The organism is Paraburkholderia sp. SIMBA_053, assembly GCF_046534895.1.
Lineage (GTDB): Bacteria > Pseudomonadota > Gammaproteobacteria > Burkholderiales > Burkholderiaceae > Paraburkholderia > Paraburkholderia caledonica.
This window is the reverse complement of record NZ_JAWRXU010000001.1, coordinates 1,412,316-1,438,402: the sequence shown is the minus strand read 5'-3', so window position 1 is coordinate 1,438,402 and position 26,087 is coordinate 1,412,316. Positions and strand designations below refer to the sequence as shown.

Here is a 26,087-nt window from a genome sequence, read left to right as displayed (position 1 = left end):
ACTTCACAAAAGATAGCGCTAGAGACTGCTATCGGTGCAGGGCGGCGCGAAAAATCAACAAGACGCGTAGATGCTGTGCCCCATTCGCATTTGCACGCGTCTGGATGAGACCTGCTGTTCAGGAGACTACGTTATGAGCGAGCAATACGCCGCGGGCGCTTCGCAAACGGCTGCCCTCAATGCCGATGAACTTCGACTGATCAATGCCTGGTGGCGGGCATGCAATTACCTCTCGGTCGGAATGATCTATCTGATAGACAACCCGTTGCTGAGAGAGCCGTTGAAGGCCGAACACGTGAAGCAGCGGCTACTGGGGCATTGGGGCGCGAGTCCGGCGCTTTCGTTTGTCTGGGCGCATTTGAACCGGGTGATCAAGCGCGATGACCTCGACGTGATCTTCATGGCCGGCCCCGGGCATGGTGCGCCTGGCGTGCTCGGCCCCGCCTATCTGGAGGGCACCTATTCCGAGGTGTATCCGGACAAGAGCGAAGACGCGGAGGGTATGCAGAAGTTCTTCAAGCAATTCTCGTTTCCGGGCCACATCGGCTCTCATGTCACACCCGAAACGCCCGGCTCGATCCATGAAGGCGGCGAACTGGGCTACAGCCTGTCGCATGCATACGGCGCCGCATTCGATAACCCGGATCTCATCGTTGCCTGCGTGGTCGGCGATGGCGAAGCGGAAACCGGCCCGTTAGCAACGGCCTGGCATTCCAACAAGTTCGTCAATCCCGCTCGCGACGGCACCGTCTTGCCGATTCTCAATCTGAATGGCTACAAGATTGCCAATCCGACTGTCCTCGCGCGCGTCAGCCACGAGGAACTCGAGGCGCTGTTCGTAGGCTATGGCTACAAGCCGTTTTTTGTCGAAGGCTCGGACCATGCAGAGATGCATCAGAAGATGGCCAGCACGCTCGACGCCGTGGTTGCGGAGATTCGCGCTATCCATGACAGGGCGCGCTCAGGTTCGCAGGTCGAGCGGCCCCGCTGGCCGATGATCGTGCTGCGTTCGCCGAAAGGGTGGACCGGACCCAAAGAGGTCAACGGGCACAAAGCGGAGGGCTCGTGGCGATCGCATCAGGTGCCATTCTCCGAGGTACGTAGCAATCCCGCGAATCTGGCGCTTCTGGAAAACTGGCTGCGCAGTTACAAGGCCGAGGAGCTGTTCGATTCCGACGGGCGGCTGATTTCTCAACTGCGAGATCTCGCGCCCGTGGGACCACGGCGCATCAGCGCGAATCCGCATGCGAACGGCGGAGTATTGCGCAGGGAGCTGAAGCTGCCCGACTTCCGTGCCTATGCGGTGGACGTCAGTCGCGCAGGCAAGGTGCTGTATGAGAACACCCGGCCGCTTGGAGAATTCCTGCGCGACACGATGCGCAAGAACATGACCACCTTCCGCGTGTTCGGCCCTGACGAGACGGCTTCTAACAGGCTCCAATCCATCTATGAAGCCAGTAAGAAGATCTGGATGGCCGATCTGCTCCCGGAGGACGAGGACGGCGGCGAATTGACGCGAGACGGCCGCGTGATGGAAATGCTCTCGGAGCACACGCTGGTGGGATGGCTCGAGGGCTACCTGCTTTCCGGGCGGCACGGTTTCTTCCATACGTACGAGGCATTTGCGCATGTGGTCGATTCGATGTTCAACCAGCATGCCAAATGGCTGGACATCTGCAAGAACCATGTGCCGTGGCGAGCGTCGGTGTCGTCGCAGAACATTCTGTTGTCGTCGACTGTTTGGCGGCAGGACCACAACGGTTTCTCCCATCAGGACCCCGGTTTCATCGACCTCGTGACCAACAAGGCGCCTTCCGTCACGCGGGTTTACCTGCCTCCGGACGCGAATACGCTGCTCGTGGTGGCCGATCAATGTTTGCGCTCGACCGACTGCATCAACGTCATCGTGGCGGACAAGCAGAAGCACTTGCAGTTCACCACGATCGACGAAGCGATTGTGCATTGCGCGAAGGGCTTGGGTGTCTGGCGGCGCGCAAGCAATGACGAGGGCGAGGAGCCGGACGTCGTCATGGCATCGTGTGGCGATGTCGCCACTCAGGAATCGCTGGCGGCAACGGCAATTTTGCGTGAGCGATTGCCCGAGCTCAAGCTGCGCTTTGTGAACGTGGTGGACCTGTTCAGGATGCAGCCGGCAAGCGAACACCCGCATGGCTCGACCGCGCGCGAGTTCGACAGCCTGTTTACGGTGAACAGGCCCGTCATCTTCAACTTTCACGGCTACCCGTGGCTGATCCACAAGCTCGCCTATCGTTTCCGCAACCACGAGAATCTGCACGTTCGCGGTTACAAGGAGAAGGGCAACATCAACACGCCTCTCGAACTCGCGATCCTCAATCAGGTGGACCGGTTCAATCTTGTCATCGATGTTCTCGACCGCGTGCCGCGATTGCAGGGTAGGACGGCGCATCTCAGGGAAGACATGAAGAACGCGATTATCAGCAACCTGAACTATGCGCACACGCATGGCATCGACCGCCCCGAGATTACCGACTGGGTCTGGCCTGACTGAGTGTCCCCGCAGCGCGAGCGCCGCGCAAAGCCGTGCCGTTCGACTTCGCGATACGAGCGTGCCACACAGAAATGGGCATTGGAAAAGGGAAAGACCATGACCGCTGACTCGACCGCCGCCCCGAGCACCGACTCGGGCACCAACGCGACCGCCAGCACGTTCCACAGTGCCGGACCGGCGCGATCAGGAATGGATGCCGACGCGCTGCAACGCGACATCGTCGACAACCTCATCTGTCTGCAGGCACGTTATCCGGCCATTGCGACCCCGCACGACTGGTACATGGCACTGGCGTACAGCGTGCGAGACCGTATGCTGGAACGCTGGGTGGCGACTGTGCAAACTCATGCCGCGCGTGAGGTAAGGCTCGCCTGCTATCTGTCCGCCGAATTTCTGATCGGGCCGCAACTCGGCAATAACCTGGTCAGCCTCGGCATCGAGGCCAACGCGCGCGCCGCCATGCAGGCGCTTGGTCAGGACTTTGAGTCGATACTCGCGCAGGAGGAAGAACCGGGTCTTGGCAACGGCGGACTCGGCCGGCTCGCAGCCTGTTACCTGGACTCGCTCGCCGCGCTTGAAATCCCCGCGATCGGGTACGGCATCCGCTATGAGTTCGGCATCTTCGATCAGGAGATCCGCGATGCCTGGCAGGTGGAAGTGACCGACAAGTGGCTGCAAATGGGCAATCCGTGGGAGATCGTGCGTCCGGACGTGGCATTTTATGTGGCTTTCGGCGGCCACACCGAGAGCACGACTGACGCGCAGGGCCGGCTTCAAGTTCGCTGGGTCGCGACGAACAAGGTCAAGGGCGTGGCCTACGATATTCCGGTGGCAGGCTTTCACGTCAACACATGCAACACGTTGAGGCTTTGGAAAAGCGAGGCGGTGGAGTCGTTCGATCTGCAGGACTTCAACGCCGGCGACTATTACCAGGCCGTGCAGGACAAGGTGATCTCCGAGACGCTCTCGAAGGTGCTTTATCCAAACGACGAGCCGGAAGCCGGCAAGCGGTTGCGCCTCGCACAGCAGTATTTCTTCGTTTCGTGCTCGCTACAGGACATGCTGCGGCTGCTCGATCTCAAGGGCGAGCCGACGGAGCGCTTCGCCGATATGTTCGTGGCGCAACTCAACGACACGCATCCGTCCATTGCTGTTGCCGAGTTGATGCGTCTGCTGGTCGACGAACGGCAAGTGCCTTGGGACGAAGCCTGGGACATCACCCGGCGCTCGCTGGCCTATACCAACCATACGCTGCTGCCGGAGGCACTCGAGACCTGGGGCCTGCCGCTGTTTCGAAACCTGTTGCCGCGGCTGCTGGAAATCATCTACGAAATCAACCGCCGTTTTATCGACGAAGTCCGGCAACGCTATGGCGGCGACGAGGCACGCGTGGCACGCATGTCGCTGATCGACGAGCGGGGCGACAAGCGGGTGCGCATGGCGCACCTGGCGACTGTGGGCAGTCACGCCGTGAACGGAGTCGCCGCGCTGCATTCCGCGCTCCTCAAGCAGACGGTGATGCGGGATTTTGCCGAGATGTGGCCCGAACGTTTTTTCAATGTCACGAACGGCGTCACGCCACGCCGCTTCATGCTGCTGTGCAATCCGCAGCTTGCGCGGCTGCTGGATGAAACAGTGGGGAAGGACTGGATCACCGACCCCACTCAACTTCGCGGCCTCGAAGCGCATGCCGACGATGCTGCGTTCCAGGAGCGGTGGCGTCGCGTCAAACTATCGAACAAAGAAGCTCTCACCGCGCGAATCCACAGCGCGACGGGCATCGTGGTCGACCCGGGCGCGTTGTTCGACATTCAGGTCAAGCGGATCCATGAATACAAACGCCAGCATCTGAATGCGCTATTCATCATCGGGCTTTATCAACGCCTTCGTAACAATCCTCAATTGACGCTTGCACCTCGCTGCTTTGTGTTTGGCGGAAAGGCTGCGCCGGGCTATGCGATGGCCAAGCTGATTATCCGCCTGATCAATGGCGTGGCAGAAGTGGTCAACAACGACCCGCTCGTGAACGATCGATTGAAAGTGGTGTTCTTTCCCGACTTCAACGTGAAGAACGCACATTTCATCTACCCGGCGGCGGACCTTTCCGAGCAGATTTCGACGGCCGGCAAGGAGGCGTCGGGCACCGGCAACATGAAGTTCATGATGAACGGCGCGTTGACAATCGGAACACTGGATGGCGCCAACGTCGAGATTCGCGAACAGGTCGGCGAGGAAAACTTTTTTCTTTTCGGTCTAAGCGCGGATCAGGTCGAGCAGGTCAAGCGCGACGGCTATCGCCCTGCCGATTATGTGAACGGCAACGCCGAACTGCGGGAAGTGCTGAAGCTGATCGCAGACGGGCAATTTTCACGCGGCGATCGCGAGATGTTCCGGCCGCTGGTCGAGAGTCTGCTGCAATTCGATCCGTTCCTCGTGCTAGCCGACTACGCCGACTACGTGGCGTGCCAGGAGCGCGTGAGCGCGGCCTGGCAGGACGTGCGGCATTGGACTCATATGTCCATCCTCAACACCGCACGCGCGGGCAAGTTCTCATCGGATCGTGCGATCAGCGAGTACTGTAGTCAGATCTGGAACATCCGTCCGGTGAGAATCGACCTTGAGCAACGCTGAGCGTGGCCCGGCGCCGGGCTATCCGGTAGGACCAGGATCGCGGTTCCCGCCAGGGGCGACAGTGGTGCCCGAAGGCGTCAACTTTTGTATCTTCGGCCGTCATGCCACGCAAGTCGACCTTCTGCTGTACGCGGCCCCGGACAGCCCTGAACCCTTTCAGGTCATCACGCTCTCGTCCGAGCGCAATCGCACTTTTTTCTACTGGCACGTTCTGGTGTTGGACCTGCCGATACGCACCTGCTACACATGGCGTGTTGACGGAGTGCAGGACACGGAACACACGGGCAGGGCTTTCTACCCACACACGGAACTTCTCGATCCTCACGCCCGTGCCGTAAGCGATGACTTGTGGAAGCGAACGAGCGCCTCGGCGATACTCGAGACAGGCCACGCTTCGTACCGCGCCATCGTGACCCAGCCTGTACCCGCTGACGCTACGCCAGTCGCCTCCGGGCTGGACGGCGCTGTCATTTATGAGTTGCACGTTGGTGGCTTCACCAGCCATCCTTCGAGCAATGTGACGCATCCCGGAACCTTTGCCGGGTTGATCGAAAAAATACCTTACCTCACGCAGCTGGGCGTGACCCATGTCGAGCTTCTCCCGGTCATGGCCTTCGACGCGCAGGATGTTCCGCCGGCGGCCGCAGCCAGAGGGCTGTGCAACTACTGGGGCTACAGTACGCATAGCTTCTACAGCCCGCATCCGCGCTATTGCGTCGATCCGGCAAGCGCTCCGCAGGAGTTCCGCGCGCTCACGGACGCGATGCACGCCGCCGGTATTGGCGTGTTGCTCGACGTGGTCTTCAACCATACGGCGGAGGCGGGCGCATCCGGGCCGGTCATCAATTTCAAAGGCCTTGCCAACGACATTTTCTATCACCTGGACGCCGGCGACCGGCGCCGCTACCGGGACTACACCGGCTGCGGGAACACCGTCAATTGCAACCATCCTTTGGTAACCGCGTTCATTGTTCGATGCCTCGAATACTGGGTGCAGGAGCTCGGTGTGGACGGCTTCCGGTTCGATCTGGCGAGCGTGTTTGCACGTGATCAGCATGGCGATCTCCTGAGCGACCCGCCATTGCCCTGGGCGATCGAGTCTTCCCGGATACTTTCGCGCGTGCCGCTGATCGCCGAAGCGTGGGACGCCGGCGGTCTCTATCAGGTCGGCGCATTCCCCGGCATGGCGTGGGCGGAATGGAACGGGCGCTATCGGGATGTAATCCGCCGTTTCGTGCGCGGCGATCCTGGCATGTGCGGCGAGGTTGCCACCTGCATCGCAGGAAGTGCCGATCTGTATGCCGACGGTGGCAGACTGCCCGCGAACAGCATCAATTTCATTACTTGCCACGACGGCTTCACGCTCAACGATCTCGTGAGCTACAACGCGAAGCACAACGAGGTCAACGGCGAGGAAAACCGCGACGGTAGCAATGACAATCTGTCGTGGAACTGTGGTGCTGAAGGCGAGACGGACGACGCTGGCGTTCGTCGCCTGCGTAGCCAGCAGGCGCGTAACCTGATGGCCATTCTGTTTCTGAGCCAGGGCGTGCCCATGATCCTCGCAGGCGACGAACTTCTGCGCAGCCAGCGCGGCAACAACAACGGCTATAGCCAGAACAATGTGCTTTCCTGGATCGACTGGCGCTCGATAGAAGCAGAGTCGGACATGCTGCGTTTCGTGCGTGAACTGATTGCGCTGCGCAAGCGCCACGCGAGTCTGCGCCGCCGGCGCTTTCTCACTGGCAGACCGTCGTCCGGCCACGCCGACCCTGACGTTGCCTGGCACGGCGAACACCTTAACGAGCCGCGCTGGCATGATCCGGGAGTCCGGTTGCTGGCCTTCACTCTGGGCGGCGAAGCGTCCGGGGAGTCCGCGTTGCACGTCATGCTGAACATGGACGACTGCGCGCGCCGGTTTGACCTTCCTGTGCTTGGCGGGCGACGCTGGTGCCGGATCATCGATACGGCACAGGAGAGTCCGAACGACATCGTCTCCACCCTGCAACACGCCGCTATCGAGTCGGAAACGTGTTGCGTCGACGCACGCAGCGTCGTGGTGCTCGAAGCGATCTGAGCGGATTTAGCGTCGCCACTGTGTCGACCCGCGAAGGCTGATCTCCCCGAGACGGCATAAAACCGATGCGGGCGACCACATGCTATCCGCTGCTCGCGAGCGTTATCGCATCGCGCCTGCCAGGTTTGGCGCGTCGAGGCCCACAATCAGATCGAACTCGCCGTTGGTCAGCGTTTGCGTCGCGGGAACGCCGGCTGCCTTTAGTGCGGCGGTGTCGAGTTGTGAGGCGTCGCGCAACCCGACACGCAGCCGCGTTGCCGCCAGCGCGTCGATTTTCTGGATATTGGCGACGCCACCCAACGCTGCGCGGATTTTTTCAACACGCTCCGCCTGTTGCGTCGTGCTGTGCGCCGAAGCCTGGGCGCTCCCGATCGCGGTCGCAGTCGGCGCGGCGGCCTCCGCGACAGCCGTTCCGTCTGCTGCGAGGTCGGCCTCGCTGCCGGCTGTCTTCAGGTATTCGTGCATGTCGGTCTTCATGTTTTCGGACAATGGCCCGAAGATCGCCTGAACCCCGTTGCCGACCCGCACGACGCCCGCAGCGCCGAGCGCCTTGAGTTTGCCTTCATTGACGAGCGCGGGGTTCTTCACCGAGATGCGCAGACGCGTGATGCAAGCGTCCAGGCTGTCGATGTTGGAACGGCCGCCGAAGGCGAGCACCAGTTCGCGCGAACGTCCGCCGACGCCAGCGGTGCTTACCTTCGCGGTTTCGACGGTATCGTCCTCGCGGCCCGGCGTCTTGAGATCGAACCGGGTGATCACGAAACGAAAAACGCCGTAGTAGATCACCGCGTAGATCGGCCCGAGAATAAAGACGTACCACGCGTGAGTCGACTTGTTGCCGATCAGGTTGAACATCAGAAAGTCGATGCCGCCCTGCGAAAAGGTGAAGCCCATGCGCATGCCGAGCGTGTTGGCCACGAACTGCGCCGAGGCCGCGAGACATGCATGGATAAGGTAGAGCACCGGGGCGACGAACAAAAACGCAAACTCGATTGGCTCGGTGATGCCGGTGAGGAACGAGGTCAATGCGGCCGAGACCATCATGCCGCCAACGGCGACCTTGTTCTCCGGCTTGGCGCAGTGCCAGATTGCGATCGCCGCAGCCGGCAGGCCGAACATCTTGAACAGGAACGCGCCCGCCAGGATGCCCGCAGTGCGATCGCCCGCAAAGAATCGGGTGATGTCTCCGTGAACCACCTTGCCGGTCGTGGGATCGAGGAAGCTGCCTGCCTCGAAGAAGAACGGCACGTTCCAGATGTGATGCAGGCCGAACGGAATCAGCAGACGCTCGACAAAGCCGTAGACGGTTGCCGCAGTGCGCGGGTCGGACACCGCCGCCCATTGTGAAAAGGCCTTGATCGCGCTGCCGATAGGCGGCCACACGACGGACAGGATCGCACCGAGCACGATCGAACCGATTGCGGTCACGATAGGCACGAAGCGCTTGCCGGCGAAAAAACCCAGGTAGGCCGGCAGCGCGATTCTGTAGTAGCGGTTGAACATCCAGGCCGCGAGGCCGCCCGCTAGGATGCCGCCGAACACACCGGTCTGAATCGACGGAATGCCCATGATCATATCGGGCTCGATGCCTTCCACCTTGGCGATCACGCCCAACGTAGCCGTCATGACGAGATATCCGATTGTTGCGGCGATGCCCGAGACGCCGTCGTTTTCGGTAAAGCCGAGCGCCACGCCGATTGCGAAGATCAGCGGCAGATTGGCAAAAATCACGTCGCCCGCGTTCTTCATCAGGGCGAGCACGATGGCCGGCACGTAACCGTGGAAATCGGTCGCGCCGAGGCCGAGCAACAGGCCGGCCACGGGGAGCACGGCCACCGGCAGCATCAACGACTTGCCGACTTTCTGCAACACTCCGAACGCATGTTTGAACACGGCCGGTCTCCTGTTGAACTGCTTATTCGGCGAACGGAGCGAGGAGGGCGCGGACCTCCGCGGCGGTGCCGAGTCGCACTACTTCTGCGGCGAGCTGACGCGCCTGGGCCATCGTCAGCCGGGCGAGCTGTGCCTTGATTGAACCGACGGCGGGAACGCTGACCGAAAGCTCGTCGACACCGAGACCTACGAGCACCGGCACAGCGATCGCATCGGATGCGATGCCGCCGCATACGCCGACCCATTTGCCATGCTTATGCGCACCTTCGACCGTCATGCCGATCAGGCGCAATACCGCCGGGTGAAGCGCATCGGCCTGCCTGGCGAGCTTTGGATGCCCGCGGTCCATCGCGAGCGTGTATTGCGTCAGATCGTTCGTGCCGATCGAGAAGAAGTCGACTTCGCGCGCGAGCGGCTCGGCGATCAACGCGGCGGCCGGCACTTCGATCATCACGCCGACCTTGATGCTGTTCGCGCGGTCGCCGGCTTCTTCCAGCAGGATCTTTTTTGCTGCGAGCACTTCCTCGATCGCGGCAACCATCGGGAACATCACATGCAGATTGCCGATTGGAGCGGCGCGCAGAATCGCCCGCAGCTGCGTGCGGAAAATGTCCGGGCGATCGAGGCTCACACGCACGCCGCGCAGGCCGAGGAACGGGTTGTCCTCCTTCGGCAGCGGCATGTAGGAGAGCGGCTTGTCTCCACCCGCGTCGAGCGTGCGAATCACGAGCGGACGTTCGCGGCCGAGCGCTTCGGCAACGGCGCAGTACTCGCTGGCCTGTTCGTCTTCGGACGGTGCAGTGTCGCGATCGTCGAACAGGAATTCCGAGCGCAACAGGCCCACACCTTCGGCACCGGCTGCAACCGCATCGCGCGCTTCCTTTGCGTTGCGGATGTTCGCGACGACTTCGACGCGGTGACCGTCGGCCGTCATCGCGAGCTTGCTCGCAGCGAGCTTCTCTTCTTCGCGTTTTTCGGCCTGACGGCTAATGCGCTCACGTGCCTTTTCGACTTCGCCGGCGCTCGGGTTGCGCCGCAAGCTGCCATGCGAACCGTCCAGCACCACGAGCGTACCGTCGGCGAGTTGCAGCGCATCTTCGTCGATGCCGCAGATCGCCGGAATGCCGAGCGAGCGCGCAAGAATCGCGACGTGGCTCGTGGCGCCGCCCGTCGTCGTGCAGAAACCGAGCACTTTGGTTCGATCGAGTGAAGCGGTGTCGGACGGTGAGAGTTCCTCGGCGATCAGGATCGAGTCGGCGGGTACGTCGATCTGCGCCTGCTGCATGCCTGCCAGCAGCGCAAGCACACGCCGGCCGACGTCGCGGACGTCGCCCGCGCGCTCGCGCAGCAGCGGATTATCGAGCTTTTCGAGTGTCGCTGCCTGCTGCTCGAAGGCGGCGCGCCACGCGAAGCCCGCGCTTTTGCCTTCGCTGATGCTGCCGATCGCCATGCCGTTGAGATCGGGATCTTCGAGCAGTTCCAGGTGCGCGTCGAGAATCTGCGCCTTCGACGGATCGGTGAGTTTCGCTTTAAGCGCCTCGATGTTCTGACGCGCTTCGTGGTGTGCTGCTTCGAGCCGAACGCGTTCGCGCTGCGGCGATTCGCCGGCTTCCTTGACGTCGATGACCTGCTGGCGGAACTGCACGATTTTTCCGACGGCGAGGCCGGGGGAAGCCGATACGCCAGCGAGTTCGTTGACATCGGCAGGCTGCGCGCGTTTGACGACAGCCGGCTCGCCAGACGATCCACTCGTGGGCGCGAGACTCGTCGGAGGAAAGGCGGGTGCGTCGGCGGGTTTTTCGCCCGAACCTTCGGCGAGCAGACGCGCAAGCACGCTAGCGGCTTCTCCCGCGTCAGGACCGGTGGCCTGGATACGTACCCTGTCGCCGAACTTCGTCGCGAGCCCCATGACGGACACGATCGACTTGGCGTTCGCGCTGTTGCTACCGTGCAGCAGGCGGATCTCGGACTCGTACTTCTTCGCCGCGCCGACGAAGACCGCGGCGGGTCTCGCGTGCATGCCCGCGGGATTCGGCAGCGTGACCTCGTCGGAGACGATTGCGCCGGTCGTGCGGGCGGTCTGATCTTTGGCTGTATCGTCGGCGAGTTCGACAGTCAGTGCGACGTCGCCGGCTGCGGTAACGAGGCCTTCCGCGGGCACGTAGCGCGTCACGCGGTCGCCGTTTGCGATCACCATCTGAGTCAGCAGGCTGGCCGCCTTGGCGCCGACGTAGACCGGATCGAACCGGATCAGCGGCTGGCCCGTCGCGACCGTATCGCCTTCCTTGACGAGCGGGGTGAAACCTTCGCCGCGCAGCAATACAGTGTCGAGCCCGATGTGAAGCAACACTTCGAGCCCGCTCGCGCCCGTAATCGTGACGGCATGGCTGGAACTATGCAGTTGTGTGACCTTGCCGGGAAGCGGCGATAGCAATTCATGCGACGTCGGATCGATCGATATGCCGTCGCCGACCATCTTTTGTGCGAAGACCGGATCGGGCACGGTTTCGAGCGGCACCATGACGCCCGAAAGAGGCGCGACCAACTCGATGCGTAGTGGACGCTGAAGAGCTTTCATCGGCGCGACTCCGTTTGACGCCCGGCTGAAACGTGCTGCTTCGAGCGGCGCGAACTCGTCTGGAGAGCGCCGTGAACTGCCCCGATGACCTGGGCCGTTGGGTATTCCGCCGCGGACCTGCGTACCGGGCGCCGTTGCGGCGTCCAGCGGCGCTGACGTCAAGCCGTGAGCGATATCAGGATCGTGACACTGCCACAGCTAGCCTACAGGTGCCGCTGCGTGCGCGACATCGGTCGATGGTCCTATTGTCTTCACGATTGGATTGAACATAAATTTGTAGATGCGCCTTCGGGCTGCACATTCCAACAATCGAAAGCCTTCGATCGCAGCCGGAATGCCCCGACGAGCGCGAGGCTGGTGGCCGGATCGTGTCCCGGAGGCGCGGGGCTCATTCGCTGCTGCGTCTTCGCTCCAAGGCAAAAAGGAAACGCCATGGATACGGTCAGGACGTTGCTCGAAACGCAGCCGCTCTTCGTGCTGTTTCTCACGGTGGCCTTGGGATACGTGGTCGGTGAGATCAGCATTAAAGGGGTGTCGCTCGGCTCGGGCGCAGTGCTGTTCGTCGGCCTGGCGATCGGCGGCTTCGCACCGAAGTCCGCACCGCCCGCGTTGCTCGGCACATTCGGGCTGCTGCTCTTCCTCTACGGTATCGGTATCCAGTACGGCGATCAGTTCTTCAAGGGACTGACGAGTCCGGACGGCCTCAAGGCCAACGCCGCCGCCGCGCTCGGCGTGATCGTCTCGGGACTGGTCGCGGTCGCGTTCGTACCGCTCTTCGGCGTGAAACTCGACGAATCGCTTGGCATGTTCGCCGGTGCCGGCACCAGCACGGCGAGCCTGCAGGCCGCGATCGCCGCTGTGAAAAGCGACGGGCCGGCGGTGGGCTACAGCGTCGCCTATCCGTTCGGCGTTGCCGGGCCGATTCTCTTCCTGTATGCCCTTAGTGCATTGCTTAAACCGAACATCGTGCGACCGCCGCCCCCGCTCATCGAAACGGCCGAAATCGCGCTGCGCAATCCTGCGTTTATCGGGTTGAACATGGCGCAGCTGGTGGCGCGTATGCCGACCGGGCTGGCGATCGCGGCCGTGCGTCGCGAGCATCGCAACCGCCCGGCCGCCGACGACCTCGTCCTGCGTGCCGACGACGTGCTGCTCGCGACCTCCACCGATCCGGCCGTGCTGCATGAGGCCACGACACTTTTCGGCGAACTGCAGCCGGGCCGTATGACGAGTCACCGCGAAGACCTGGACTACGCGCGCGTGTTCGCGTCGAGCCGGCTCGTGGTCGGGCGGATGCTGCGCGACATCCGCTTTCCCGAGGGCGTCGTCTGCACTATTGCGCACGTGCGCCGGGGTGACGCCGACCTGATGCCGAACCCGGACCTCATCCTCGAATATGGCGACCGCGTCGGTCTGCTGCTCGATCGCGCCCAGATCAAGGCGGTTCGTGCGTTCTTCGGCGACTCCATCAAGGGTACTGCCGAACTGAGCTTCATCTCGATCGGTGCCGGTGCGGCGCTCGGCCTGCTGGCGGGTGCGATTCCACTATCCATTCCAGGCATCGGCAAGCTCGCGCTCGGGCTGGCGGCAGTGCTGCTGGTGGCACTCGTGCTCGGCAGGGTGCGGCGCTTCGGACCTTTCGTCTGGACGATGCCGCTCTCGGCCAATCTCGTGCTGCGCAACCTTGGCCTGACCATCTTTCTCGCGCAGGTAGGCATCGCTTCGGGGCCGAAATTCTTCGCGACCATCGGCGTAACCGGCGTGTCCTTCCTGCTCTATGGCGTGACGATCCTGCTCGCGCTCGTCGTCGTGACGGCGGCGGTCTGCCTGTGGATCTTCAGGCTGCCGTTCGACATGACGGTAGGCGTCTTATGCGGCGCGACGGGCAATCCCGCGATCCTCGCCTTTGCCAATCGCATTGCGCCGACCGACCGCCCGGACGTCGGCTACGCGATGATTTTCCCGTCGATGACCATCGCAAAGATTCTGTTCGTGCAGGTCGCCGCGGCGCTCGCCAGTGGATAGCGCGATCACCAGCCGTAACGATCGCACCCGGCACTCCTGATCAAATTTGCCACGGAGATCATCATGGACATAGCCGTCTTCAGCGCCAAGCCTTACGACCGCGAGTATCTGAATGCCGCGAACGCGGGGCATCATCATCGTCTCCAGTATTTCGATGTCCCGCTCGACATCGAAACGGTCAGCCTCGCCGCGAACCATGGCGCCGTGTGTATCTTCGTCAACGATCATGCGGATGCCGCTGTGCTGCAGGCGCTCGTGCACGGCGGCACGAAGCTCGTCGCGCTGCGCTGCACCGGCTTTAACAACGTCGACCTGAAAGCAGCGCAGGACCTCGGGATCAAGGTAGTGCGAGTAGTGAACTATTCGCCGAACGCGGTCGCTGAGCATGCGGTCGCGTTGCTGATGGCGATCAACCGCAAGATCCAGCGTGCCTATAACCGCACGCGCGACTTCAACTTTTCTCTCGACGGCCTGATGGGCTTCGACCTGAACGGCAAGGTGGTGGCCGTGATCGGTACCGGCAAGATCGGGCGCGTGTTCACGAAGATCATGCTGGGCTTCGGCTGCAGCGTGATCGGCTACGACAAGTTCCCATCAGCGGAATTCGAGGCGCTGGGCGCGCGCTATGCGCGGCCAAAGGAAATCGGCGAGAGTGCGGACATCATTTCGCTGCATTGTCCGCTCACTCCGGAGACGTACCACATCATCGACGCCAGCACGCTCGCGCGCGCGAAGCGAGGCGCGCTTCTGATCAACACGAGCCGAGGCGCGCTTATCGACACCGAAGCGGTCATCGATGCGCTGAAGAGCGGGCAACTGGGCGGTCTCGCGATCGACGTGTACGAGCAGGAGGCGGACCTTTTCTTCCGTGACCTGTCGGGCACCATCATCACCGACGACGTGCTTCAGCGGCTCGTCACATTCCCGAACGTGATCGTCACGGGCCATCAGGCCTTTCTCACGCGCGAAGCGGTGACGACCATCTGCGAGACGACCCTGCAAAGCGTCACGGAGTTCGAGACGGGCAAGCCGCTTTCAAACGAAATCAGCGCGAGTTGAACGCAGCGCGCTGCGCAGCGGTCAGTCCGTGCGAGTTCGTAAGCGTGTTCTGTTAGCCGGTACCTTCATCGTTTCGCCATAGATGTGGCCAAAGCAGTTTCGACATCAGGCATGCGCGGCGGGCGTCGCTGAGGAGCAGGAACCATGAAACTCTATTCACACGTTCTCCGGAAGTGGCTGACTGCCATCTTGACCAACCTCGCGATCACGGCGATTTTTGCGTTGGCAATCTCGCCTGCGGCTCATGCGCAGCAGAACTTCGCCACTCCGGAGGCCGCGATGAATGCCTTCGGTGAGGCAATTGTTAAAGACCGCGAGGACGCATTGCGCACCATCTTGGGCAAGGACTTTCGTAATCTGATTCCGCCCGTTGGCGCGCAGGTGCGGGATGCGTTTCTCACGATGTGGTCGAAGTCGCATGCGATCAAGCCGATCGATACGCGACACGCGGAGATCGCGGTAGGCGACGATGGCTGGACGCTCCCAATTCCACTCGTGAAGACCGAACGGGGATGGCACTTCGACACGCGCGCTGGCGCGGAAGAGATGCGGGAACGACGCATCGGCCGCAACGAACTAGCCGTCATTCAGACAATGCTCGCAATCTACGATGCACAACGCGAATACGCGCAGACTAATCACGACGGCGAGGGCGTGCTCGCCTACGCGTCGAAAATGGTGAGCTCGCCAGGCAAACACGACGGTCTGTACTGGCCGACGGGACCGGACGACCCACCAAGTCCACTCGGCGACGCGTTCGTTAATGCAAGCGCGCGCAACACCCAGAACGCCGGTTATCACGGGTATCACTACAAGCTGCTCTATTCACAGGGACCGCATGCGCCTGGCGGCGCCTATGACTACGTTGTCGACGGCAAGCTGTTCGGAGGTTTCGCCATCATCGCCTGGCCGGTGCGTTACGGAGATACGGGTATCAAGACTTTCATGGTCAGTCATGCCGGGCAGATCTATGAGCGTGATCTTGGCCCGCAGACCGCCGCGAAAGCCGAGGCAACGAAGTCGTTCGATCCGGGTCCAGGCTGGAAGAAGGTGAGCGCTCAGGATAGCGGCCTACCTTGACCATGGTGCTGTGCGCGTAGCGGCACCATGGTTAAGTAGTCGATGACTGCCGCGCGCTATTTACAGGCTGATGTCAGGTTCGCCTACGCTTGCGTTGAGCGCACAGCCGCCCCATACGTGCTGACGATCCGCGCATCCTGCTCAGCGGCCGAAAACAGCTCCCACTCCAGTCCGTTCACATCGAGGCTGCTTGAATACGCGTTGGCGGTATCGTCTTCGAATCCGACGTGCCGCAGTTGACCCGCTTGCTCCGGTTTCTCGTTGATCGAGAAGTTGAGCAGATCGGTTCGCCACATAGCGTATTTGCCGGGCACGACGGCATCGGGCGATTGTCCGAGCCGGCGGCTGTAGTCGACAATTGATTCGTCGAGACTCGCAACAGCGAGTGCGATGTGAAAACGCTTCATGATGGGCTCCCGCGATGGTTATCCGTTTTGACGGTCCGCCCATCGTAGCGATTGCGCACGAGCGCAACTAGGCAAGCGATTATGCTGGTATGTGCGTTACCCGGTTACGCTCGCAGGCCGGTTCGGATCGCTTCGCCGCCGAAGCGCGACAACGCAGTCAGAGATTCGACGGGTTGCCCGGATCCGTCTTGCCCTTTTCGGCGTTTTCACGCTGATCGCCGAGATCCTTGCGGTTTTCGCCTTCGGTGATTTGCGCTTCACCTTTGAGCTTCCTGTCTTCGTTGCCGGTGATAGAGCCGATGCCCTTGTTGATCATGCCTTTCAGTTCTTCCTTGATGCCTTCGGTCTTGTCGTTTGCCATGAGTGCCTCCAGAGTTAAGCGGGTTTTCGCGCGATGCGACCATCGCGTGCGTCATGTGCATGCGCAATCGGCATGCCGAAGCGCTCATGGACGGCGCTTCTTCCACGCATAGTCGGCGGGTGGATCGGCGACGCCAGGACGACCCACCGAGTTCGGGTTTTCCGAGCAAAGGGTAACGAAACACACCGGCTCGCCGCACGACTGACGTCGCCGCAACGTCTCGGCAAGTGACAGCGCCTCTGCCATCGCGCCGGCGGCAAAGGATGCGGCGCGCGGCACGATGGCGTCGTCTATCGCTTCCGACCAATAGACCATGTACACCGGGTTCACGGAGCAGGTGACTGGCTACCGGGCACACCGACGCCCGGTATGTCTCGCACGGGCTGCTGATCCGGCTGGACGTCGGTTTCGGGAAGCGCCTCCGGTGTGCGCGCGGGCGGCGTGCCGCGGCCAATTTCGGACTGTTGCGGATCGGGTTTTTGGGGCGTGGGTGTTTCGGTCATGGGCGGCTCCTTCTGCGTTGCTTTCGGTGGATCGAGTATCGTGTTCGGCAGCATCCTGTGTGCCAACGAGTCGCGAGCGTTGCGCACGCCAGTGCAGCATCGTGTGGCCGAGCAGCTTCCCGCATTGCTACACGCTGAATGCACAGCCGCAGGCTTCCCGGCAGTCTGGCCCCAGGTACCTTTACAATTCAACACTTCGATCCGACAAACGTGAATGCGCGATGAGATACCACTTTGCATTGATCCTTGCGGCGGCCGCTGCGAGTACCGCCGTGAACGCTCAAACAGCCGCGAATGGCGAGACAGGCGCACTGCAATGTGCGATCGGAAAAGTGACGGGCGTAGGCGGGTCGGAACAGAGCGTTCGTGAATATCTCGCGACGCCCGATCGGGACAAATATCGCTACATTGCCGACAACCCGATTCAATGCCGCATTTCCGACGAGGGCCGGGCGTCCGCATGTACCGGCATCACCACGCTTAAGCGCGAACAGGTCAGCGTGTACGATCAGATCGACAGCACGATGATCACCGTGGTCGCGCGCGTCGAGCTGGATCACGGCACGTATCCGGTACTTATCGCCGTGCCGAGAAAAGACGTGCAGTGTCAGGAGTAAATGTTCTGGCCCGGCCGGCTTTGTGCGCTGTCCTGAGAGCAATTGCAAAGGTAACCCGTCCATGCAAGCCAGAATCCGGATCAGCGTCCTCGCGAGCATTCCACGAAGCGTCTGGGTACTCGGCTGTGTGAGCCTTTGCATGGATATCTCGTCGGAGATCGTCCATAGCCTTTTGCCGATGTTCCTGACAGTGAGCCTCGGTGCGAGCGCCGCGACCATCGGCTTGATAGAAGGCATTGCCGAAGCGACCGCGCCGATAGTGAAGGTGTTTTCGGGCGCGCTGAGCGACTACCTCGGGAACCGTAAGTGGCTCGCGGTGGCCGGTTATGCATTGGGCGCGTTGAGCAAGCCGCTCTTTGCGATCGCGCCGACCGTCGGCGTGGTGGTGAGCGCGCGCGTCATCGACAGAGTCGGCAAGGGGATTCGCGGCGCGCCGCGCGACGCGCTCGTTGCCGACGTCACGCCTGTCCACCTTCGAGGTGCCGCATTCGGCTTGCGTCAGTCGCTCGATACCATCGGCGCGGTGCTGGGCCCGTTGTTCGCGGTAGTCATCATGTCGGTGTGGGCCGATAACTTCCGGCTCGCCTTCTGGCTTGCCGTCATACCAGGTGTCCTGGCGGTCGCACTGTTGATGGTCGGCATCCACGAGCCGGCGCGTGAAGCGGGCGCGAAGCGCGTCAATCCTGTGCGGCTGGAGAATCTGAAGAAGCTGGGCGCGCGCTACTGGTGGGTCGTCGCCATTGGCGCTGTGTTTGCGCTCGCCCGCTTCAGCGAAGCATTCCTCGTTTTGCGTGCAATGGGCAGTGGCGTACCCATCGCTCTGGTCCCGCTCGTTATGGTGACCATGAATATCGTGTATTCGCTGTCGGCGTATCCGTTCGGCAAACTTGCGGACACGATGAGTCACAAGCGGTTGCTGATCGCGGGCGTCGTCGTGCTGATCGCCTCGGACCTCGTGCTTGCACACGGCAGCCACTGGAGCATCGTGCTGCTCGGTGTCGCATTGTGGGGCTTGCACATGGGTATGACGCAGGGGCTGCTCGCGACCATGGTTTCTCACACCGCGCCGGCGCAATTACGGGGCACTGCGTTTGGCTTTTTCAATCTGCTGGGCGGTGTCGTCACACTGCTTTCGAGCGTCATTGCCGGTGAGCTGTGGGACAAGATCGGGGCTACGGCTACCTTTTATGCAGGCGCCGTTTTCTGCGTGGCGACAATCGCGCTCCTGCTTGCCGGCAAGGCGCCCGACACCCGCGCAACGTCGCACTGACAAACACAGTTTGCAAAGACCGCAGCTATCCTTTGAGTTCCGCGAGGAGGCGCGCCAGGCGGGCGATGCGGTTCCGGTACATGGGTGCTTGCGGACTCGTCTTCAAATGCTCGACGCGGTCTCGCCAATAGGTCGGTGAAAAAGGCTCCTGGGACGCCCATGCGATCACGCGCTCGAGATGAACAAGCTCGCTTTCGAAAATGTGGTGGTGCATCTTTGAACCCCCGTGGATGGCCAGTCTTCTCTCGTCACGGCGCCGTTGAAATCTGGCGCTGCGTAAGGCTGCTCAAGCAGCTTGTTTTCCGCGACTCGTTACAACAAGGTTAGCCGTCGCAGCCCTTTCCCGAAGGGAAGGCAACGACGGCCGGACCCATCCCGCAGCGGATCTTCGGTGCATAGCCGCAGATTTTCCGCTATCTGGTGCCGCGCATTGCGAGCTGCTTCTCTGCAGAAGCATGGTCGCCACCTGTCTACGCGTCACCGCTACAACAGCACAGCCCTCTCTCAGTCTGCTACCAACGGCTGGCTACCGTTGGCGTCGATCGGCGTTGCACGTATTAGTTCGTTTAACTAAACGACTGCTTGCCATAATGAATCGAGATTACTCGATCCGCGGTGTCAGCCGTCCCGCGACGGACGCAACGACGCGGCAACAGAACGTCGAACACGTTGCAGCGCGCGATCTTGTTTTGGTCTCTCAGGCTCCCCGGTCATTCGGACAATTTCGTTGAAGCTTTCCGGCCACCTGCCTTTGTATAAGCAATGGTCGTGCCATATGTTGAGATGGCTTAGGCTCGGGCGCGTCGGCGAATCGGGTCTGCCGGTGTTGGCCGATCTCGTCCAGGTTGGCGGTCAAAGTTGGTCGTTTTCGTCCACATGGCATGCGGCGCGCGTAATAGGGCGATTTCGTCCGCAGCGGGGCGCACTTGACGGCGTGAGGGAGGATTGCGAGCACCACGAACGGCGCAGAGAGGAGTCCGGCGCGGCGATGCATGCCGCAGCCGGACGAAAGCAGATGAAGCGGATGAGGGCGGACGGGGATGAGGCGGACAGAAGCGGCCTTGCTTACGCCTGCAAGCTGACCTTGCTGTACGTGAGCCTGCTCGGGCGCACGCGCATACGCACCAGCGACACGAGGAAGCTGAACCCCGCCTGATTGGGATCGATTACGGGCACGTAAGCGCCGAGCGCCTCGCCGAGCAGCGTCGAGACCCGGCTCGCCACGTCTACGAATCCCGTACAGCCGAGCAGAATTGCCTGAGCGCCGTCGTCCTTGATCGCCTTCAATGCCGCTTCGAAGGTGCGGACAACCACGACGTCGATGTTCTCGAGCTGCGCGACAGGGCAGTCGATCGCGCGAATCGACGCGAAGGTGTCTTCTATGCCGTAGGTTTGCGGATGACCGCGCTGCATCGCGAGCGTGCTTTGCAGGATGGTGATGATCGAGAAGCGCTGGCTGAGCGCGAGGGCCGTAAACGCCGACGCCGGAAAGCCGCCGATGATCGGAATGTCGATCACTTCGCGCGCGGCTTCGACGCCGCACATGTCGAAGTCGGTGAGCCAGATTCCGTCGAAGCCGTCGTTGGCGATGGACTGCGCGAGCTCGACCACCGGCATGCCGTTCTGCAGCCAGTTCGTGCGGTTCTCGATGTCGGGATGACCCGCGGTGATGTTGCGAATCTCCACCTGGACGTCGGGCGGCACGACAGGCGCAATCGCCTTCATGATGCGGTCGTTGTACTGGGACGTGGCAACCGGCACGAGCACACAGATACGAATGGGCGAGTTCAAGATGCATCTCCAGTGCGTGCGGACTGCAGCGATTCCAGCGGCACGTAAGGGCCGAGGTAGCCAAGCGAGTTCAGCAACTGCATGAAGCTGTCGAGAATGAGGCCCGGTTTGCGCAACTCCGTTTCGGCACGCCAGGCGATCAGCGTCACGGGGCGTTTGCCGATTGCCGGATTCAGCGAACCGTCGCCGTTGACAAGGTCGCCATTGCTAAAGACTGCCTGGCCCTCGCCGCCGACGAAATAGGCGACGCTGTCGGGCGCGAGCACGATCGGCTGTGCACACGTGCTGTCCCATGCGAGTAGCGACTCGTTCTGATACATCACCGTATAGGTATGCTGTCCAGCCTGAATGCGAATCTTGCCGACGTCGAAACCGCCGCTCGTATCGACTTCGGCCGACACCAGTTCGCCCGGTTCGGAAACTGCGCGCGCCGCAAGTCTGCAACGTTCGACGAGATAGGCGGTCATCTGCCGGGCGCTGCCGATCTCTCCGCTCTGCAACGCGCGCCCGAGTTTCAGTGCGCGCGTCAGTGTGCCGCGAATCGGCGTCGCGCGGCCGATATCGGCCGGCGTCATCACCCACATCGCGAGTCCGCCGAACTGGCCGAACTCCGGATCGGCCACGACCGGGCGCATCATCTGTTCGACGATCGCCGACACGTCCCGCTGATGAGTCGGCGCGCCTTCGCTGCCGCCGCGCGGCGTCACATTCAGTTCGACGCAAAGACCGCCCTGGCTTACGAGGAACGCGGGCCGCGGATCGATTTCCGCAGCGGCGAACGTCAGCATCGGCAACGAGGGCACCGCGCGCCCGGCGCCGTCGGCGTCGATGACCGCAAGGCCCAGTTTCGCCGCCACGAGTGCAGCCACCGTGAAGCCCAGCGCACCGCTTTCCGGCGGCATCACATAGGCGAGTTTCTTGGATTGCGAGGCGAGCCGAGCCTGAACGTTCTGCACCGCCGTCACGGGGCCGAGCGGGTAGGTCGCCGAGTTGATCGCTTCGGGCGCGCCGAGATAGGCGACCATGACGGCCGCGCCCTCGGTCGCTTCATCGACGGAAACGACCTTGACAGTGTCGGTGGGATAGTAGTCGCCGGCTACGAAGTGCGCGGCCAGATGCCGTGCGGAATCGATGGTGCCGCCTCCGCCGCTGCCGAAGAAAGCTGCGCCCAGTAGCAGCGGTTCGAGATCTTCCCGGCGTAGCTCATATGCCATTTACGATTCCTTTGGTGTAGTTGTGGAACGAAGCATGTTGCTGGAGTTCGGCAAGCAGATTCGCGGCGCCCGCGACGCGAGGCGTTGCATCCGTCGGCAACGCACGCAGGCCGCGCTCGAGCGTCTCGATGGCTTCGGCTACGCGGCCAGTCGAGCGCAGCAAATCGGCGAGGTGGTGCGCGGCATCCACGCGCCCAGGCACCGAGCCGAACGCGAGCGCCGTCGACAGCGCCGTGCGCAGCCCGAGTTCCGCGGCGTTCACGTCGCCGAGCGCCCACTGCGCGCGTGCTCGCGTGACCAGTAGCTTGCCCAGATACACGCGCTCCTGACGGGCGAGCGTTTCGTCGATAGCCGTAGCCAGAATCGCCTCGCACGTTTTCGCGCGGCCGGCGCGCAGCAGCAATTCCCCGTGCTGCCACGTCTTGAACGAATAGAAGAGCGCACCGCCATTGCAAACGACGTGGTTATCGTAGCCGTCGAGCATGACAGTTTCCGCTTCGTCGGCCTGCCCGAGCGCGCTGAGATGACAGCCGCGCAACACCTGCCCGACTCCGCGATAGAACGCGAAGCCGTGCGCGATCGACACCGACTCCAGTTCGCTCGCAAGCTGACCCAGCCGTTCCACGTCGTCGAACAGCGCGGCGAGCCAGGCGGCGCCCTGCAAATTGACGACGTGAGCGAGCGCGTGCACGCCGGGTTCGGATGTGCGCAAAATCAGCATTTCCATCGCGCGGCGTGCCTGTCCGAAGGCGCCGATCTGGTAGGCGGCGAGTCCTTCGAACGTCAACGCGAGACTCGCCAGGTCGATTCCTTGCGAGCCGGTGCGGATGTCGTTGCGCCCCACGCCGAGCAGATTGCCGCGCGCGAGACAGGCGAGAGCTTCTTCGCTGTCGCCGAGCCAGAACAGCGTGTTGGTCATGGCGACGTGAGCTTCGTCGAGCGACACGCGATCGCCGGCGTTCTGCGCGCGCTCCAGCATGTTCTGCGCGGTTGCGCGTGCCTGCTTGAGCTGCAGCGTGGTTAACTGCGTGGTCCAGATGCCGAACTGGATTGCGGCGATTTCAGCGGGGGAGCACACGCCTTCACCGACCGCCAGCGCTGCGGCGTAGCAGGCCGTGGCTTCCGCGTACAGCCAGCCGTGCACGCTGCGCAAGCTCATGCCCAGAAGGCGGTAGGCGTCGAACTGGAGGCGGCGCACGGGGTCCTGTTCGTTCGGCGTTTGCAGCACGTCGAGACAGCGGCGCAGCGGCGGAATTGCTTCGGCAAATTTCGATTCTTCGATCAGCGCACTCGCATGCTCCAGGCACTTGCGCGCTTCACGGTGATGTTCCTCTCGCGACTTCAGACGCCGTTCGATTGTTTTGCGACCCACGCCGAGCATCGCGGCGGCCGCACTCTTGTTGCCGCTCGTCCGTTCGAGTGCGCGGTCGATCAGCAAATCTTCGGCGGCGTTGAGCTTGTCGCGGCCTTCGAGTTGCATCAGCATATCGGCGAGACTCGCGCGCGATACCGGCCCGCTGGTCTCGTTGGCGAGAAACGGCTCGAGCGTATCCACGTCGATCACCGTGCTTTCCGCGAGCACGCTCAACTGGCTGACCAGGTTGCGCAATTGCCGGATATGACCAGGCCACGGGTGCTGCGCAAGACGACGCAGCGCGGCCGGCGCAAACTCCAGCCGGCGCGTGTGTTGTGACGCGAAGTGGTTGACGAGCGCGGGGATATCCTCGACGCGCTGCTCGAGGCCCGGCACCGCGAGTACGAAGACCGCGAGCCGGTAGAACAGATCCTCGCGGAACAGCCCCGCGCGCGCGAGCTCGCGCAGGTCGCGGTGTGTCGCGGCAACCACGCGCCCGGCAAACCGCAGACTGGTCGACGATCCCAGCGGACGGAATGTGCGCGTTTCAAGTACGCGCAGTAGTTTCGGCTGCAGCGCGAGCGGCAATTCGCCGATTTCATCGAGCAGCAGCGTGCCCTTGCCAACTTGCTGGAAAAGCCCCTGGCGGTTTTCGCCCGCGCCGGTGAACGCGCCCTTGACGTGCCCGAACAGTTCGGCTTCAACGAGGTGTTCGGGAATCGCGCCGCAATTGACGTCGACGAAGGGTTGATCCTGGCGCAGGCTGTGTGCGTGAACACGGCGCGCAACGAGTTCTTTGCCCGAACCGGTCGGCCCGAAAATAAGCAGCGGATGATCGGTGGGAGCAACCCGATCGATCATCCGGACCAGTTGGCGAAACGCTGGTGCGCCGCCTACGAAAGAGCCGGAGTCGGCCTTGTCGGTGGCGAACGGAACGACTGGGGTATAACTCATTACAAAGTAAGCTCCACATGATCCGCGTGCGGCGCTACGCGGAAATGGCCGTCGCAAGGACGGCGGTCATGCATCGATTCCCTGTCTGACGAGCTTCCGATTCCGCTGTCGGAGTAGCCCGCCTAAGAAGTGACAGAGTATGAAGGTTGGTTGTCGATGTTGTCGTTCGAAATTAATTTTGGCGCAAGTATCTATGCGCATTTCATCGGGTATGGCAAAAAGCACAGAAAGAAGAGCGTCCGCGACGGCGCAAGCGCGTCGCGCCGACTCACGATACGTGGTTGATATAACGGCGCCGCGTCAACGGTTCTTTAGCTGCTGCGCGCTTCGTGTCAATCGTGTGCAACGTGTGGAGGGAGTGCATGTGGCCGCTGTCGGGCCTGCGATGTGATGCGGGGTGGTTGAAGAGCCAGTTGATTGCAGCTTTGTTGCGCGGGTTTTGATGGAGAAATTGCCACGGTCGCCGGCAACGGGAGCGTGGCAATCTATTGCTTCATGACCGGCCGATGCAACGGCCGGCCGATCGGTGCTTACGGCCCGACGCGCAGGACGACTCCCGTTGAAATCTGCACCATCAGATAGTCGCCGCCAATGCCGACCCACGAATAGCCGCGCGGCGGCGGAGCCAGCCGGTACGCGCGCCAGTCGTCGATCACATACTGACGGTCGCGGTATTCAGGAGGCAGGCGATCGCCCTTGCGCCAATGTCCGGGCGCGTTCGCGGAGTTGCCTGGGCCGTCGGGGCTGTGTCCGGGTGGCACCTGCTTGGGGTCATGACCGTTCGATTCATGACCATGGTTGGGCCCGTGACCGTGACTCTCCCCATGACCGTGGTCGCCGCCCTTGCCGGGGTTGTCGTGCGGCGGTTGTGCGAGAACGAGCGACGACGCCAGCATACCCGCGCTCACCATCGACGCGAGAAATATGCGGGATTTATTCATTAACTATCTCCTGGAATTAGCAGCGTGAAGGTGCAGGGCACCAAACCGGACAGCCCGATCTGAATCTGTCAGGTTTGTATGTTAGCGGACCCAGGTCACCTGCGCGCACACGAAATCTTGCCAACCGTTGCTCGCGCAACTAGCAATGTTTTGCGTGCATTCGCATAGCAGACAGCCGCAGTTCCCCTCACGCTTTTATGCAAATTCGCGATTCGAAGCTATGCCCCGCATCGGAAAAATGCGTTCGAAATTCTCCGTTGCAGGCTTATCGCGGCACTGCATTGACTAGCTCATGCTGATTGCAATTCCGGCTGCGGTGCTATTCGAAGCTTGCGCCTCGAGTTCGTCCAGTCGCAGCAGGAGAAGGTCGAGTGAGCGCAATTGTGCATTCGTAAGGTGCTGCGAATCGAGTAGTCGATGAAGCCGCAGGCGCCAGTATGCGGCCGGCAAGATCGGCCCCGCGAGATCTCCTGTCATTGACGCGCTCATGACTCGCCCCAGATGCGCGATCTCCAGGTCTATTAAAGTGACCATGCCCCCACCTCGCAACGTTCGTTCTTGTTGTCTAACCAAGAGTTATTAGACATTAGTCCAAATGCGGCAAATAACCAATGGGGGCGATTATTGACGGACGGCTAAAGCGGTCGGCAATTTTTTTGGGGAGAATGCACATAGCATTAGGTGCAAGGGGAATCCAACGTCTTTTTCCTTGCAACAGCAAATGTTAAATATTTGTGGCAACGGCCTTTGCGATTTAAAACATATCTCCGCACTCGACGGTGCACGACGACATGCGGCGGCA

General features: G+C 61.9%; 19 protein-coding genes. 8 read left to right on the top strand and 11 right to left on the bottom strand.

From position 1 onward, the window contains the following. Window positions 1-133: 133 nt before the first annotated feature. The 3 genes from SB753_RS06455 (at window position 134) to glgX (ending at window position 7,238) form a co-directional block, all read left to right on the top strand. Window positions 134-2,530, top strand: a complete 2,397-nt coding sequence (locus SB753_RS06455; RefSeq protein ID WP_410799552.1) for a phosphoketolase — start codon at window positions 134-136, stop codon at window positions 2,528-2,530. Window positions 2,531-2,719: 189 nt separating this feature from the next. After that, entirely contained in the window at window positions 2,720-5,161 is a 2,442-nt protein-coding gene (locus SB753_RS06450; protein ID WP_410799643.1) for a glycogen/starch/alpha-glucan phosphorylase, read from the top strand. Continuing rightward, window positions 5,148-7,238, top strand: a complete 2,091-nt coding sequence (gene glgX / locus SB753_RS06445; protein ID WP_410799550.1) for a glycogen debranching protein GlgX — start codon at window positions 5,148-5,150, stop codon at window positions 7,236-7,238. Before SB753_RS06450 ends, glgX begins: the two co-directional genes overlap by 14 nt. A gap of 102 nt (window positions 7,239-7,340) precedes the next feature. On the opposite strand, the gene ptsG is transcribed toward glgX, so the two are convergent. Beyond that, complete coding sequence (gene ptsG, locus SB753_RS06440) at window positions 7,341-9,131, bottom strand: PTS glucose transporter subunit IIBC (protein ID WP_410799549.1); 1,791 nt, start codon at window positions 9,129-9,131, stop codon at window positions 7,341-7,343. 22 nt (window positions 9,132-9,153) lie between these two features. Beyond that, window positions 9,154-11,709 carry a phosphoenolpyruvate--protein phosphotransferase gene (ptsP, locus tag SB753_RS06435; RefSeq protein WP_410799547.1) on the bottom strand — a complete coding sequence of 852 codons (2,556 nt, stop codon included), beginning with the start codon at window positions 11,707-11,709 and terminating at the stop codon, window positions 9,154-9,156. Window positions 11,710-12,141: 432 nt separating this feature from the next. On the opposite strand from ptsP, the gene SB753_RS06430 reads away from it, so the two are divergent. From SB753_RS06430 to SB753_RS06420, 3 genes are all read left to right on the top strand, one after another. Beyond that, on the top strand, window positions 12,142-13,734 hold the full coding sequence (locus tag SB753_RS06430) for an aspartate:alanine exchanger family transporter (RefSeq protein WP_204522025.1): 1,593 nt from the start codon (window positions 12,142-12,144) through the stop codon (window positions 13,732-13,734). A gap of 63 nt (window positions 13,735-13,797) precedes the next feature. After that, the gene (locus SB753_RS06425; RefSeq protein ID WP_020066885.1) at window positions 13,798-14,793 is read left to right on the top strand and encodes a 2-hydroxyacid dehydrogenase; all 996 of its coding nucleotides are present in this window, start codon (window positions 13,798-13,800) and stop codon (window positions 14,791-14,793) included. Window positions 14,794-14,937: 144 nt separating this feature from the next. Further along, the gene (locus SB753_RS06420) at window positions 14,938-15,873 is read left to right on the top strand and encodes a DUF2950 domain-containing protein (RefSeq protein ID WP_410799545.1); all 936 of its coding nucleotides are present in this window, start codon (window positions 14,938-14,940) and stop codon (window positions 15,871-15,873) included. An 83-nt stretch (window positions 15,874-15,956) separates the two neighbouring features. On the opposite strand, the gene SB753_RS06415 is transcribed toward SB753_RS06420, so the two are convergent. The 4 genes from SB753_RS06415 to SB753_RS06400 all read right to left on the bottom strand — a co-directional run bounded on the left by SB753_RS06415 (window position 15,957) and on the right by SB753_RS06400 (window position 17,144). After that, on the bottom strand, window positions 15,957-16,280 hold the full coding sequence (locus SB753_RS06415; protein WP_410799543.1) for a hypothetical protein: 324 nt from the start codon (window positions 16,278-16,280) through the stop codon (window positions 15,957-15,959). 157 nt (window positions 16,281-16,437) lie between these two features. After that, window positions 16,438-16,641 carry a CsbD family protein gene (locus tag SB753_RS06410; protein ID WP_020066882.1) on the bottom strand — a complete coding sequence of 68 codons (204 nt, stop codon included), beginning with the start codon at window positions 16,639-16,641 and terminating at the stop codon, window positions 16,438-16,440. A gap of 84 nt (window positions 16,642-16,725) precedes the next feature. Continuing rightward, window positions 16,726-16,962, bottom strand: a complete 237-nt coding sequence (locus SB753_RS06405; protein ID WP_410799641.1) for a hypothetical protein — start codon at window positions 16,960-16,962, stop codon at window positions 16,726-16,728. A gap of 5 nt (window positions 16,963-16,967) precedes the next feature. Beyond that, the gene (locus SB753_RS06400; RefSeq protein WP_164701842.1) at window positions 16,968-17,144 is read right to left on the bottom strand and encodes a hypothetical protein; all 177 of its coding nucleotides are present in this window, start codon (window positions 17,142-17,144) and stop codon (window positions 16,968-16,970) included. A 221-nt stretch (window positions 17,145-17,365) separates the two neighbouring features. Here SB753_RS06400 and SB753_RS06395 point away from each other — a divergent pair, with 221 nt between their 5' ends. Continuing rightward, window positions 17,366-17,761 carry a hypothetical protein gene (locus tag SB753_RS06395; RefSeq protein ID WP_027804447.1) on the top strand — a complete coding sequence of 132 codons (396 nt, stop codon included), beginning with the start codon at window positions 17,366-17,368 and terminating at the stop codon, window positions 17,759-17,761. Window positions 17,762-17,822: 61 nt separating this feature from the next. Then, complete coding sequence (locus tag SB753_RS06390; RefSeq protein WP_410799541.1) at window positions 17,823-19,031, top strand: MFS transporter; 1,209 nt, start codon at window positions 17,823-17,825, stop codon at window positions 19,029-19,031. A gap of 1,065 nt (window positions 19,032-20,096) precedes the next feature. Here the strand turns inward: SB753_RS06390 and SB753_RS06385 are convergent. From SB753_RS06385 to SB753_RS06365, 5 genes are all read right to left on the bottom strand, one after another. Further along, on the bottom strand, window positions 20,097-20,822 hold the full coding sequence (locus SB753_RS06385) for an aspartate/glutamate racemase family protein (RefSeq protein WP_408415899.1): 726 nt from the start codon (window positions 20,820-20,822) through the stop codon (window positions 20,097-20,099). Next, window positions 20,819-22,036, bottom strand: a complete 1,218-nt coding sequence (locus SB753_RS06380; protein ID WP_410799539.1) for a DUF917 family protein — start codon at window positions 22,034-22,036, stop codon at window positions 20,819-20,821. Before SB753_RS06380 ends, SB753_RS06385 begins: the two co-directional genes overlap by 4 nt. Further along, window positions 22,026-24,344 (bottom strand): sigma 54-interacting transcriptional regulator, encoded by a 2,319-nt coding sequence (locus SB753_RS06375; protein WP_410799538.1) that lies wholly within the window; start codon window positions 24,342-24,344, stop codon window positions 22,026-22,028. Before SB753_RS06375 ends, SB753_RS06380 begins: the two co-directional genes overlap by 11 nt. Window positions 24,345-24,874: 530 nt before the next feature. Continuing rightward, window positions 24,875-25,285 (bottom strand): RcnB family protein, encoded by a 411-nt coding sequence (locus SB753_RS06370; protein ID WP_410799536.1) that lies wholly within the window; start codon window positions 25,283-25,285, stop codon window positions 24,875-24,877. Window positions 25,286-25,570: 285 nt separating this feature from the next. Beyond that, window positions 25,571-25,819 (bottom strand): hypothetical protein, encoded by a 249-nt coding sequence (locus tag SB753_RS06365; protein WP_027804445.1) that lies wholly within the window; start codon window positions 25,817-25,819, stop codon window positions 25,571-25,573. Window positions 25,820-26,087 lie beyond the last annotated feature (268 nt).